A 13,070-nucleotide genomic window follows, 5' to 3' on the forward strand; every position below is an offset into this window, starting at 1 on the left:
CTGTGATTCAGAGCACCCTACGATGATGCATCAAGCACGAATAACGTCCATCTAATGAACATCTTGGTCGTTATGTGAGCCATGCGGGCCTCAACCCGCCCCCACCGCATCCGAAGGAGACACGGGATGGCACAACAGGAGCACACCGAGTCACTATCGGCCCCACCCCTCATGGGGCGGGACCTCGAAGTTCGCGACGTGATCATCGTCGACCAACGAAAGATGAGACGCGCGCAGATAGGGGCCGGCGTCGGAAACTTCATGGAGTGGTACGACTTCGGCATCTACGGGTACCTGGCGGTAACCATCACGTCGGTCTTCACCCACGGAATGAACGAGGGAATCGGCCTCCTGGTCACCCTGGCCGGCTTCGCAGTTTCCTTCCTGACGAGACCCTTGGGAGGCATGATCCTCGGTCCGCTAGGAGACAAAATCGGCCGTCAGAAGATCCTCTATCTGACGATTACCCTCATGGCGTGTTCGACGGCCTTCATCGGGCTCCTCCCCACCTCTCACACCATCGGGTTGTGGGCACTCATCCCCTTGTACCTGCTGAAAATGATCCAAGGCTTCTCCACGGGCGGGGAGTTCTCGGGTGTGGCGACCTACGTCTCGGAGTTTTCTGCGGACAAGAAGCGCGGCATCGCGACGTCGTGGCTCAACAGCCAATCCATGCTGGGATTCGCGGCCGGCGCCGGCGTCGTCGCCATCACCTCGGTGGTGACCACCCGCATCTGGGGCGAGGGCGCGATGCTCGACGGCGGTTGGCGCATCCCCTTCCTCGTCGCCATCCCCCTGGGTGCCGTGGTCATCTGGTTCCGTACCCGGACCCCCGAAACTCCGGCGTTCGAGGAGGAGTACAACAAGTCCGTGACCATCCCGCCCGGGTCGATCTTCCGTCGCTACGGCGTCCTCGGCATCCTGAAGAACTACTGGCCGGCCATTCTGATCGGCTGCGCCCTGACCGCCGCGGACAGCTCGTTGTCCTACATCCTGACCAGCTACATGCCCACCTACCTCGAGACGGAGGTAGGAGTCACTTCGGTGGGTGCGGCGGTCGCCACGATCCCGATCCTGATCTTGGTCGCCACAGGCATCCCGTTCGCCGCAAGATTCTCGGACAGGGTAGGCAGAAAGCCGGTCTACCTCATCTCGATCGCCTCGACCCTGATTCTGCTGATACCTGCCTTCGCCATCGTTCACCGCGGCACGGAGTGGTCGGTATACGTCGCAATGTTCCTGATCGCCATCCCAGTAACCGGATACCTCTCCCTCACCGCATCCGTATTGCCGGCACTGTTTCCGACCGCCTCACGCTATGGCGGGATGGGCCTGACCCACAACGTCGCACTCTCGGCCTTCGGCGGGACCGCTCCGTTCTTCAGCCAAGGACTCATGCAGTTGACGGGCAGCGCCTATTCACCGGCCTTCTACGCGATGTTCTTCGCTTTGCTCGCGCTGGTGGCCCTGTTTTTCCTGAAGGAGTCGGCCCGGCGCCCGCTCGTGGGATCCGTGCCCGTGGTCGAGTCCATCCAAGAGGCCGAGGCGCTGGTGCGAGGCCAGGACCGTGACGAGAACCTCGACACCTCAACCATGCCCATCTTCGTTCCCGTAAACCGCCCCCACTGACCCTCAGCCCCACCAACGCGACGTCTGACACGACCCAGGAGGATCCATGTACTCGACCTCAACGCCTCAACCCCCCATCGCCTCACTGGAGGCATACCCATCGGCCGCCATGTTCTTCGGAAATATCCGATCCCTGCCATGGGAGGGCCTGATACTCGAGGAGCGAACCGACCGTTAAGCCAACGACGACGCCCCCGCAACAACCGATGAGGTTGTTGCGGGGGCGTCGTCGTGGGACAGCGTTACAGAGCCCGGCAGGGCACGACCCCGTCGATCAGTCGCGGCCGGCCGGGTCCTGAATCGTCACGCGATTCTCGTTGGCCTCCTGAATCGCAAGGGCCTGGGTGTCCGCTTCCTTGATCTTGCGGCGGTGCTCCGGGTCATCCTGCTCGGTGCGCAGGTTGCCGACCATGATGAACGCGCACGCGTAGAGCGCGACGAAGGTCCAGATCACGGCGGAGTTCTGGGCAAAGGTGCTCATGCCGAACGCCCCGGTGATGTTCAGGACGATGGTGACCACCGCGGTGCCCAGGAAGGTCGCGCCCCCGGCCGCGGTCGTGTACATGGCCATCGCGGCACCACGGTGCTGCGGCGCATTCGCCGGCATGATCGCTCCCATCGGGACGAAGCCCGCGAGGAAGATGCCGTAGCAGACACCCGCGACCACCGAGACGATGTATCCCCAGCCGGATCCGGCCGGAACCATGTGGGGCACGTACCACCACGCGAGCAGCGAAACCGCCGAGGCGAAGACACCGAACCAGCGGACCGTCGTGACCCAGCCCAGGCGGTCGCCCAGGTTGCCGAAGAACGCATTGAACAAGATGTTGCCTGCGTAGACCGCCACCGTCATCGCCAACCAGCGCGACTGGCCCCACCCGAGGCTCGTGCTGATGACGGCCGGCATCACGATGAACATGCCGAACTCGGGTGCGGTGTTGATCAGGCGAACCAGGAATCCCTGAAGGACCTTGGTGTTGGTGAACGTCAGGCGCAGTCCGGAGAAGATTACCTGCGATGCGGTCTCGCCCTCGGGGGCGATCCTCCGCTTGCCCTTTTCGTCGTGGCAACCAAGCCACACCAGGAGGAAACCGGCGACGTTGAGAACGCACGAGAAGATGATCGCGCCGGTCTCGCCGCCGACCCCGCCGCCAAAGGTCGGGATCGCGCCGATCGCGACCAGCGATCCGAGCGTCGGAAGGCCGCCGGTGAACATCACGTAGAACCACCCGATGGCGGTTCCCGCCTTGGACTTCAGGGCCGTGATGTTGACCCACACCAAGAAGGAGAAGGTAAACAGCGGCATGCCGAAGCCGCGGAAGAAGTACGTGACGGCCACGAGCCAGAAGACTCCGCTGGCCATGGCCAGGATGAAGCCGACCTGGAAAACGGCCCAGACCAGGAAGCCGATCATCATGACCTTCTTAGGGCCGATGAGGTCGGAGAGGGCCCCGGAAAGGTAGCTGCCGACGGCGACGGCGAGCGAGTACGACGCGATGATCGCAGCCACCGCGCTCTCCTTGCTGTGCAGAACCTCGACGAGGTGCGGAGTCAGGATATTGGACTCGACACCCAGGCCGGTCATGAAGAGCAGAACCCCGAGGAATCCCCATTTGAGGACCTGGGGAATTCCGATGCGATCGAGAAAATGCCCCTCGACTTGAGGAGCCGAAGTGCCGGCGGTGGAAGACATAAGGTGCTCCTTCTGTGGGGCGCGACGTCGGTCCCCATTGATGAACGTGCCCGGCGGCGACGGGCCGACATACGCCGGCCACTACGTGAGACGCCCCACAGGCTTGCGGTCAGCATAAGCGCAACGATCTCATTCGCACAACCGTTCTGAACATAAGTTCACGCGATAACCCCATGTCGGCCGCCGCGGGGCGCAGGATGCTCTTCGACGACCGGCCGGAGAGCGGGCTCGCCGAGCCTCTCGTGAATTGTGTCGAATTATGAAGCTCCGTGAAGAGTTCACATACATAAATTCGCGACTTCTTTCCGACTAAAAGGTCCGTGGTGTAATTGGGCAGGCGATGGGTCCGCCACGGACCGTCGCATCGCACTCACCGCACCGAGTAGAGAGATTCATAGCCGTGAAGAAAAAACTTGGCGCCCTTTTGGCCCTCATTCCGATCACCGTGGCCCTCGCCGCCTGCGGCGACGGCGGGACACCCAGCGGACCCGAGACCAAAGACGGTAAGACGATCGTCAAAATCGCTATCGCCAAAGAAATGGACGTCAATACCGTCCTGAAGGAAGAGGCGGCCAAACAGGACATCGATATCGAGTACAAAGAACTCGATAACTACACCGAGGCCAATCCGCAGCTGACCCAGGGCCAGGTGGACCTGAACTGGTTCCAGCACATCTCTTACCTCGCGAACTACAACGTGGATAACGACGACGATCTCCAGATCGTCGGCCCCACCGCGATCTTCCCGATGGGCCTCTACTCGAAGAATCACCAGTCGGTGGATGACATCCCCCAGGGCGGCAAGATCGCCATCCCGAACGACGCCGTCAATGAGGCCCGAGCCATCAGCCTGCTGAAGTCGGCCGGGCTCCTGAAGCTCAAGAACGACGCCGCGCAGCCCTCCGAGAAGGACATCGACAAGGACAAGTCCAAGGTCGAGGTCACCGCCGTCGAGGCCAATCAGACCGTGACCTCGATGTCCTCCGTGGACGGTTCGGTCGTGAACAACGACTTCCTCGATGACGCCGGCCTGGATCCGAAGAACGCGCTCTTCCAGGACGACCCCAACCAGGACTCGGCCTTGCCGTACGTCAACGTCTTCGTGTCCCAGAAGGGCCAGGAGGACAACGACACCTACAAGAAGATCCTCGATATCTACCGCAGCAAGCCGGTTCAGGACGCCCAGCAGAAGTCCTCCAAGAACACCGCCGTGGTGGTGAACACGGACGTCCAGAAGCTCCGTGACACGCAGAAGAAGCTCGAGGACGAAGACAAGAAGAACGAAGACAAGAAGTAGTAGCACGGCGCGCGTGCGGGTCGCTGACCCGCCGTTCGTCAGACGCCGGCCGGCCACCGCCTGCCGGCGTCTCGTGTGCTGTGGGGGCCTGACGGCTCCGGCAACCCATCGACAAGCAGTAAGGGAAACACATGACCGAGCACACGAGCTCCACAACCGGGGAAGATCCCTCGGACATGGTGGTCCTCGATCGCGTCTCGAAGGTTTTCACCGTCGGGAAAACCACCGTGACGGCCGTCGACGATGTCTCGCTGTCCATCCAGCGCGGCCACATCTTCGCGATCATCGGGTACTCCGGCGCGGGCAAGTCCACCCTGGTCCGATTGATCAACGGGCTCGAGTCCACGACCTCGGGGACCCTGACGGTTGACGGAACGCGGATCTCCGGCGCCAACGATGCTCAGTTGCGCAAGGCGCGGACCAGCATCGGGATGATCTTCCAGCAGTTCAACCTGATGAACTCCAAGACGGTCGCGGCCAACGTGGAATTCCCGCTCAAGGTTGCGGGATGGTCCACGGCACGACGCCGCGAGCGGGTTCAGGAGTTGCTGGACTTCGTGGGCCTCCGAGACAAGGCCAAAAATTATCCGGATCAGCTCTCGGGCGGTCAGAAGCAGCGCGTCGGCATCGCCCGCTCGCTGGCGACCGAGCCGAGCCTTCTGCTGGCCGACGAGTCGACCTCTGCCCTCGACCCCGAGACCACCGAGGAGGTCCTCGGCCTGCTCAAGAAGGTCAACCGGGAGCTCGGGATCACGGTCGTCGTCATCACCCACGAGATGGATGTTGTGGCCTCCATCGCCGACCGGGTGGCCGTCATGGAAAGCGGCAAGGTGGTCGAGGAGGGCAACGTGTACGACGTCTTCTCGAACCCGCAAACGGCCCCGGCCCAGCGCTTCGTCGCGACGACGGTCAAGCCCACGCCTTCCGGGGCTCGGGCCAGTGAGCTCAAGGAACGCCACCGCGGCTTCCTCATCAGCGTCGAGGTGACCGACGAGACCAAATTGGGCGACGTCCTCTCCCGCCTGGGCGAGCGCAACGTTCGTTTCAACATCGTCGACGGCGGCCTGGAGACCCTCCAGGGCCGTACCTACGGCAAACTCACCCTCGAACTGCTGGGTGAGGTCACGGCCATCGAGGCCGTCATCGAACAACTCAAATCCGTCACTCTCGTCCAGGAGGTGCGCGCCTGATGACGCTGTCAGCACACACCCTGTTGTCCGCCTCCCTCGAGGCCAAGCCCAAGACCGATTGGTCGGAGGTCCGCCCCGACCTGTTGCAGGCGACCTGGGAAACCATCGAGATGGTCGCGATCACCATGGTGATCGCCGGCATCCTCGGATTCATCGTGGGTCTCCTGCTGTACACCACGCGGCGCGGCAACATCCTGCAGAATCGCGCCCTGAACTGGGTCCTGAACCTCGTGGTGAACTTCGTCCGCCCAATCCCGTTCATCATCCTGCTCGTGGCCCTCGGGCCGGTCATGCTCGCGACCATCGGCACGACGATCGAGATGAAGGCGGCCGTCTTCGGCATGGTCGTCGCCGCGGTCTTCGCGGTGGCCCGCATCGTCGAGCAGAACCTCGTCTCGATCGACCCGGGCGTGATCGAGGCGGCGCGAGCAATGGGCGCGACGCGCTCCCGGATCATGTTCTCCGTCATCCTGCCGGAAGCTCTCGGGCCCCTGATCCTCGGTTACACGTTCCTGCTGATCGGCGTGGTCGACATGTCCGCCATGGCCGGCTACATCGGCGCCGGCGGCCTGGGCGACTACGCCTTGTCCAAGGGCTACCAGCGTTTCAACTGGGACATCACGATGGCCGCGGTGCTGGTCATCATCGTCATGGTCCAGTTCGTCCAGCTCTTCGGCAACTGGCTCGCGCGCAAGATCATGCGCCGCTAGTCAGGCCCGCCCCTCGACACGACGATGCCCGTCGCGCCCCCGCTGGGAGGCGCGGCGGGCATCGTCGTACGGCCCTGCGCGTGGGCTAGCCGAGCTTCTCCTCGACGAGCTTCTTGACCTCGCGCCGCAGGGTCTTGCCCAGCATCGACCGGGGAAAGTCCTCGAGCTCGACGATGCGGCGGGGCACCTTGTAGCGGGTGATCTTGGAGTAGCAGTGTTGCCGCAGCGCCTCGACGTCGAGGGCGTGCCCCGGCTCCATGATCACGGCCGCCACGACGTCTTCCCCGCCCCCGTCCGCGTCGATGCCGATCACGGCCGCGTCCTTCACGAGGTCATTCGACTTCAGCGCGGTCTCGACCTCCGACGGCGAGACGTTGAATCCCCCTGTGATGATGACTTCCTTGAGTCGATCGACCACGAAGAGGTAGCCGTCCTCGTCCATCGTGACGATGTCTCCCGTGCGCAGCCACCCGTCCTCGGTCAACGCCGCGTGGGTCGCTTCCTCGTTCTTCCAGTACCCGCGGAAAACCTGTGGTCCCTTGACCCAGAGCTCTCCGGCCTCGCCATCGGGGGCGTCCTCCAGGCTCTCGGGGTCGACGATCCGGATATCCGTCGAGGGGAACGGCACCCCGATGGATCCGGTGCGGCGCGAGGCGTTCAGCGGATTGCAACACACCAGCGGCGCGCATTCCGTCAGCCCGTACCCTTCGACGAGGAATCCCCCGGTCTTGGCCTCCCACTGGCTGACGAGCTGCGACGGAAGGTTCATGGCCCCGGACACGGAGGTTCGGATACCGGACAGGTCGGCGCCGCGTTCCCGGGCCATATCCATCAGCCGTTGATATATCGGCGGAACGGCCGGAAGGATCGTCGGGGTGGTCTTCTTCATCGCGGAGAACACCAAATCCAGGTCCACCGTGGGAAATAACACCAGTTTGGCGCGCACGGCCATCGCGATGCCCAACCCCAGGGTCATCCCGTAGGCGTGAAAAAGCGGCAGCAACGCGTAGATCACCTCGTCGGTTCCCACACCGATCCATTCCTCGCCCATGAGCGCGTTGGATTCGAGGTTACGATGCGTGAGCATGACCCCCTTGGGCGTCCCCGAGGTGCCCGAGGTGTAGAGCAGCAACGCAGTGTCGTGGGCCGTCGGGCGGTGATGGTCGGCCGCGATCGGTGCGGCCTTGAGCAGCTTTCGCCACGGTGTCGTCCTCGGGGCCGGACCCTCGAGTTTGGCCCGGGATTCCTTGGCGCGAGGCAGCGGGAGCTTGAGCCCGAGCCGAAGGTGGCGCGGCATGGCCTCGATGAGGTTGACCGCGATGACCTCGCGGGGACGGATGTCGGCCGGCTGGTCCGTGACCTTGGCGGCGATCTTGTCCCAGACGAAAGCGACCTTCGCGCCGTGATCCTCAAATTGGTGCCGCAACTCGCCGTCGGTGTAGAGGGGATTGTGCTCGACCACGACGCCGCCGAGCCTCAGGATGGCGTAGAAAGCGACGATGTGTTGCGGGCAGTTGGGGAGGATCACCGCGACGCGGTCCCCCGGCTGCACCCCCATCAGGCGTAGCCCCTCGGCCACCCGGGAGATCTGGTCTCCCAATTGGGAATAGCTGGTCGTGGCCCCGAAGAATTCGAGGGCCGGTTTCGGCCCCGCGGCCTTCACGGAACGCTCCATGACGTGGACCAGAGAGGTCTCCGGAAGGTCGAGGGTCTCCGAGGTCGTCGAATTGTAGTTCTTAAGCCAGGGTCGGCGTTGCGTGCTTCGTTCGGATCCGTCGTACGGAAGTGCATCCATGGTCGAGATTCTGCCATGTGGCCGCGTCACCTGGAATACTGTCCAGCATGACCGCACGCCGCAAGAGCCCCTGGACCGAGGACGAATTTCGCACCGTGATGCGACAGATCAATCGCCGCATGCTGATCGGAACCGGCATCGCCATCCTGATCGGCCTCGTCGTGATCGGCTTGGCGGCCCTGCTCACCTAGGCCCGAGGCCGCGACACCTCCGTTAACCGAGCCGACCACGACCGACCAACCACTCCGACGAAAGGCCTCCTCGAATGAGCGCACCTGGACCCGATCCGGATTCGATGACCATGCGGGAACGCATGCACGCCGGCCTACCCTACCGAGGGGAGGGAACGGCGAACGAGACGAATCATGACGCATCGCTCTCGGCCCGGACCTCCGCGGAGGCGGCCCGCATGACGGACCGCTACCAGCGACTCGATCTCGACGAGCCGGCTTCCGCGCAGGCCCTCTTGTGTGAGTTGCTCGGGAGCATGGGCGAGGACGTGCGCATCCGTCCCCCGTTCCACGTGGATTACGGATACAACATCCACGTCGGGGACCGGCTGTTCGCGAACTTCGGGCTGACCATCCTCGACGTCTGCGACGTGCGCATCGGCGATGACGTCCAGATCGGCCCGCACGTGCAGCTCTTGTGCCCCACCCATCCCTTGAACCCCACCGACCGGCGGCTCATGTGGGAAGGCGGGTTGCCGATCACCATCGAGGACAACGTGTGGCTCGGCGGTGGCGCCATCGTCATGCCGGGCGTGACCGTCGGACACGACTCCGTGGTCGGGGCCGGGGCCGTGGTGACCAAGGACATTCCTCCGTTCTCGATCGCGGTCGGCTCCCCCGCGCGGGTCATCCGCACAATCGATCCCGAGGAACGATCCGGCCAATACGCCCTCGAGAACTTTCCCCCGTCGTATCGGGAACAGGTTAACCGTCCATCGCATCGGACCGATCCGAGTCAGGAGCAGAACGCGTGAGCACGTCAGGAAATAGGCCGTGGAATGAACGCCCGGACGCCGATTCGAACGACCCGAACAGGACCGTCCCCCTGGACGACGACCGGACCGAGGTGATCCCCCACTCGTCCGCGGGCCGGATCGACGAGGAGCGCACCGAGGTTCTCGACGAGGACAGGACCGAATACCTCTCCGGGGACGACCAACGAACCCAGGTCCTGGACGGGGGCTCCTGGGGGTCGAGCCACGCGTCGGCCAATGAGACCCTGCCCCTCCCGGCCTACGGGGAGGGATCCCGGACCACGGAAGCGCACAAGTATTCGGGCCTCGAATACGACGACCCGGCCGAATGGGATGCCCGGGGCCGGGCCGACGACGCCACGCAGGTCCTCGGACGCACCGAGCCTGTCGACTCGCGCGCCTCCACCCCCGCGGCCGGCGCCGGAATGTCCCCGGGCGGCGCGGGCTCCCCGACCCAGGGCTTCCCCGCGGGCGGCCAGCAGGGTGGCTACGCGCCGGAACCGCCGCGCGGGCCCTCGGGAGCCGAGCTTCGTTCCATGATCGTTCGGCGGCAGAAGGCCGAGTACGGGCGGATTCAGCTACTCCCGGGCCTGATCGGATGGCTCGTGGCCACCGCCGTCGCCGGATTCCTGCTGTGGTTGGCGGGGCAGGTCGTGCCGAGCATCGGCTCCGCGACCATGCCCGACCACGTCGGCGCATCCCTCAAGGAGCTCACGCAAGGTTCGGCCGGCGGCAGCGCCTGGGTGCTCGTGTTCGGGGCCGTGTATTTCGTCTCTTACGTCGTCGGAGGGTTCGCCGCCGGACGCTCCGGGCGCTTCGCCGGGGCCAAACAGGGCGTCGCCGTCTGGCTGTGGCAGCTCATGGGGGCGGCGGTCACGACCGTTCTGTCGCTCTTCCTCGCGGATCGCGTCGGCACGAGCGTCCCCCTGGGATCCGTGCAGTCTCTGGGCGGCGACGACTTCCTCTGGGGGCTCGCGGCGGCCGTGTGCGCCCTCATCGTGGGCCTGATCGGGGCCATCCTCGGCGGCCTCTGGGGCACCCGATTCCACCGTTCCGTGGATCGTTGGGGCTTCGAGGGCCGGTAAGTTCGGTCGCCTCGATGCACGGAACCCGCCCGGACGGTCGTCCGGGCGGGTTCCGTGTATGACGATGAGGCTACATGTCGAGCAGCAGCGCCGGTTCCTCCAGCACCGCGGCGACGTCGGCCATGAAACGCGCCGAGAGGTCACCGTCGACGATGCGGTGATCGAAGGATCCGCCCAGGGTTGTGACCCACCGGGGAATGACCTCGCCGTCCACGACCCACGGCTTCTGCTTGATCGTTCCGAAGGCGACGATGGCGGCCTCGCCCGGGTTGATGATGGGCGTTCCGGTATCGATCCCCAAGGCGCCAATGTTGGTGATCGTCATGGTCCCGGAGGCCATGTCCCCCGGCTGAGTCTTGCCCTCGCGGGCCTTGGTGGTCAGCGCGTTCAGCGCCACCGCGAGCTCCCGGAGGGAGAGGTCCTGCGCGTCTTTGATATTCGGCACCATCAAACCCCGCGGGGTCGCCGCGGCGATCCCGAGATTCACGTACCGCTTGATGAGGATCTCGGAGTCGGTCCACTGCGAGTTGACCTGCGGGTTCCTGGCCGTGGCCCAGATGACCGCCTTGGCCAGGATCAGCAGTGGGGTCACCTTGACGCCGTCGAAGGTGGGCGAGGTTTTCAGCCTCTTGACGAATTCCATGGTCCGGGAGGCGTCCACGTCGACGAAGATCGACACGTGCGGGGCCTCGAAGGCGGACTTCACCATGGCCTTCGCGGTGGCCTTGCGGACGCCCTTGACCGGTACGCGCTCGATGCGGTCCTCGGTCCCGCCACGCTCGACCCAGAAGTTTGCGGGTTTGTGGCTCTCGACGTCCTGCGCGTGGGCGGCGAAGTTGACCAAATCGCGCTGGGTGACCTGGCCTTGCGGGCCGGTCGCCGGGACATCGGCCAAGTCGATCCCGAGGTCCTTGGCGGCCTTGCGTACGGGAGGCTTGGCGAGCGCGGGGCGCCGGGGCGGCTCGCTGAGCACCGTCTTGTGACCGGAAACCTGGCCCATCGGCTCCTCGGCGGCGCGCCCGGGCAACCGCTTGAGGGCGCCGCGGCCTTCCTCGGCGAGCCTCTTGGCGCGCTCGGCGAGGCCCATGCCCCCTTGGCGCTGCGTCCGGTTGAGGAGCTGCGTCAGGAGCGTCTCGGGGTGCTCGCCTTCGGGGGCGGCGGAGGCCTGCTCCGACGGGGCGGCGTTGAGAGTCACCCCGGCGCCCACGGCGCGCTTGCGGGTACGCCGCTTGACCGGGTCGGCCTTGGGCCCGGAACCCACCAGGGCCTCGGTCTCCTCCGCCGCGTCGGGCGACGGGGTCGACGCCTTGCCGCTGGGCGCGGAGGCGCGCGTGGCCGGGGCCTGCTCGGGCTCGACCTCGTCGCGCGGCGTCTCGACCGCGGCCGTCTCGGCCTGTTCCGCCGACGCGTCAGGCTCCGAAGGCTGCGGGGCCTCGCCGGAGACCGTGACCGAGATCAGCGGCGCGCCGACCTCGACGGTCTCACCTTCTGCGGCGATGATCGATTCGACCGTACCGGCGAACGGGGAGGGCAGCTCGACGACCGACTTGGCCGTCTCGATCTCCAGGACCACCTGGTTGACCTCGACGGTGCTTCCGGGGCCGACCTTCCATGACAGAATCTCAGCCTCGGTCAGGCCTTCCCCGACGTCCGGGAGATGAAATATCGAAGACAATGAGAACTCCTGGGTGATGAGGCTGGCTAGTAGTTCAGCGAACGGTCGATGGCTTCCAGCAGGCGGTCGATATTCGGAAGGTAATCCTCTTCGACGGCAGCGACCGGATAGGGCATGTGGAAGGCCCCGACCCTGAGCACGGGCGCCTCCAGGCTGTAGAAGCATCGCTGCCCGATTTCGGCCGCAAGCTCCCCGCCCATGCCGCCGAAGGTGGGGGCCTCGTGGGTCACGATGAGCCGCCCGGTCTTCTTGACGGAAGCCTCGACCGCGTCGAAATCCAACGGCGAGATCGACCGCAGGTCCATGACCTCGATGGAGAGGCCGTCCTCGCGCGCGGCCTCCGCCGCGGCCAGCGCGACCGGCACGAGCGGACCGTAAGCGGCCAGGGTCAGGTCCCTGCCTTCGCGGACGATCTGCGCCCGTTGGCTTCCGGGGGCGGCCGTGGCGCGGTCCACCTCGCCCTTGAGCCAGTAGCGCCGCTTCGGTTCGAGGAAGATCACCGGATCCTCCGAGGCGATCGCTTCGCGCATCATCGAGTAGGCATCCTGCGAATTCGACGGCGTCATGACCCGCAAGCCCGCGGTGTGGGCGAACAGCGCCTCCGGGGACTCCGAGTGATGCTCGATAGACCCGATATTTCCGCCGTAAGGAATGCGAATGACGACCGGTAGGCTCACCGATCCCCGAGACCTCGCCCGGATCTTCGCCAGCTGCGTGGTGATCTGGTTGAAGGACGGGAAGACGAATCCGTCGAATTGGATTTCGCACACGGGACGGTACCCCCGCATGGCCAGCCCGATGGCCGAGCCGACGATGCCGGCCTCGCCGAGCGGCGAGTCCATGACGCGCTGAGGGCCGAATTCCTGTTTCAGCCCCTGGGTCACGCGGAAGACGCCACCGAGGGTCCCGATGTCCTCGCCCATCAGCAGGACGGTCTCGTCCTCCCTCAGGGCATCGGACATGGCCACGTTGAGGGCCTTCGCCATCGGCATGTTTTCCACGGAGGCCTCC

The 13,070-nt window shown here is 65.1% G+C and carries 11 protein-coding genes; 7 read left to right on the top strand and 4 right to left on the bottom strand.

Annotated elements, in window-relative coordinates; all coding sequences use genetic code 11:
- The first annotated feature begins 126 nt into the window (after positions 1 to 126).
- Positions 127 to 1,629: an MFS transporter gene (locus tag CURSPS6_RS07850; RefSeq protein WP_235503696.1), complete on the top strand. Its 1,503-nt coding sequence runs from the start codon at positions 127 to 129 to the stop codon at positions 1,627 to 1,629.
- Between the two features lie 274 nt (positions 1,630 to 1,903).
- Here CURSPS6_RS07850 and CURSPS6_RS07855 read toward each other — a convergent pair whose 3' ends face one another.
- Entirely contained in the window at positions 1,904 to 3,322 is a 1,419-nt protein-coding gene (locus CURSPS6_RS07855; protein ID WP_082470224.1) for an RbtT/DalT/CsbX family MFS transporter, read from the bottom strand.
- A gap of 400 nt (positions 3,323 to 3,722) precedes the next feature.
- Between CURSPS6_RS07855 and CURSPS6_RS07860 the strand changes: the two genes are divergently transcribed.
- The 3 genes from CURSPS6_RS07860 (at position 3,723) to CURSPS6_RS07870 (ending at position 6,519) form a co-directional block, all read left to right on the top strand.
- Complete coding sequence (locus CURSPS6_RS07860) at positions 3,723 to 4,619, top strand: MetQ/NlpA family ABC transporter substrate-binding protein (RefSeq protein WP_030015369.1); 897 nt, start codon at positions 3,723 to 3,725, stop codon at positions 4,617 to 4,619.
- Positions 4,620 to 4,750: 131 nt separating this feature from the next.
- Positions 4,751 to 5,809, top strand: a complete 1,059-nt coding sequence (locus tag CURSPS6_RS07865) for a methionine ABC transporter ATP-binding protein (RefSeq protein ID WP_082470227.1) — start codon at positions 4,751 to 4,753, stop codon at positions 5,807 to 5,809.
- A complete protein-coding gene (locus CURSPS6_RS07870) occupies positions 5,809 to 6,519 on the top strand; it encodes a methionine ABC transporter permease (protein WP_051687742.1) in 711 nt (236 codons plus the stop codon). The genes CURSPS6_RS07865 and CURSPS6_RS07870 overlap by 1 nt, the downstream gene beginning before the upstream one ends.
- A gap of 85 nt (positions 6,520 to 6,604) precedes the next feature.
- Here the strand turns inward: CURSPS6_RS07870 and CURSPS6_RS07875 are convergent, their stop codons facing one another.
- Positions 6,605 to 8,314 carry a long-chain-fatty-acid--CoA ligase gene (locus tag CURSPS6_RS07875; RefSeq protein WP_051687743.1) on the bottom strand — a complete coding sequence of 570 codons (1,710 nt, stop codon included), beginning with the start codon at positions 8,312 to 8,314 and terminating at the stop codon, positions 6,605 to 6,607.
- Positions 8,315 to 8,361: 47 nt separating this feature from the next.
- Between CURSPS6_RS07875 and CURSPS6_RS12635 the strand changes: the two genes are divergently transcribed.
- The 3 genes from CURSPS6_RS12635 to CURSPS6_RS07885 all read left to right on the top strand — a co-directional run bounded on the left by CURSPS6_RS12635 (position 8,362) and on the right by CURSPS6_RS07885 (position 10,384).
- On the top strand, positions 8,362 to 8,505 hold the full coding sequence (locus CURSPS6_RS12635; protein ID WP_160319780.1) for a hypothetical protein: 144 nt from the start codon (positions 8,362 to 8,364) through the stop codon (positions 8,503 to 8,505).
- A gap of 74 nt (positions 8,506 to 8,579) precedes the next feature.
- Positions 8,580 to 9,299 carry a sugar O-acetyltransferase gene (locus tag CURSPS6_RS07880; RefSeq protein WP_082470229.1) on the top strand — a complete coding sequence of 240 codons (720 nt, stop codon included), beginning with the start codon at positions 8,580 to 8,582 and terminating at the stop codon, positions 9,297 to 9,299.
- Positions 9,296 to 10,384, top strand: a complete 1,089-nt coding sequence (locus tag CURSPS6_RS07885) for a YrzE family protein (protein WP_030015376.1) — start codon at positions 9,296 to 9,298, stop codon at positions 10,382 to 10,384. Before CURSPS6_RS07880 ends, CURSPS6_RS07885 begins: the two co-directional genes overlap by 4 nt.
- Before the next feature lie 70 nt (positions 10,385 to 10,454).
- On the opposite strand, the gene CURSPS6_RS07890 is transcribed toward CURSPS6_RS07885, so the two are convergent.
- Together CURSPS6_RS07890 and CURSPS6_RS07895 are read right to left on the bottom strand one after the other, a co-directional pair.
- A complete protein-coding gene (locus CURSPS6_RS07890) occupies positions 10,455 to 12,059 on the bottom strand; it encodes a dihydrolipoamide acetyltransferase family protein (protein ID WP_030015377.1) in 1,605 nt (534 codons plus the stop codon).
- Positions 12,060 to 12,085: 26 nt separating this feature from the next.
- Positions 12,086 to 13,051: a transketolase C-terminal domain-containing protein gene (locus tag CURSPS6_RS07895; RefSeq protein ID WP_030015379.1), complete on the bottom strand. Its 966-nt coding sequence runs from the start codon at positions 13,049 to 13,051 to the stop codon at positions 12,086 to 12,088.
- Between the last annotated feature and the right edge of the window lie 19 nt (positions 13,052 to 13,070).

Source organism: Curtobacterium sp. S6, assembly GCF_000710345.2.
GTDB lineage: Bacteria > Actinomycetota > Actinomycetes > Actinomycetales > Micrococcaceae > Rothia.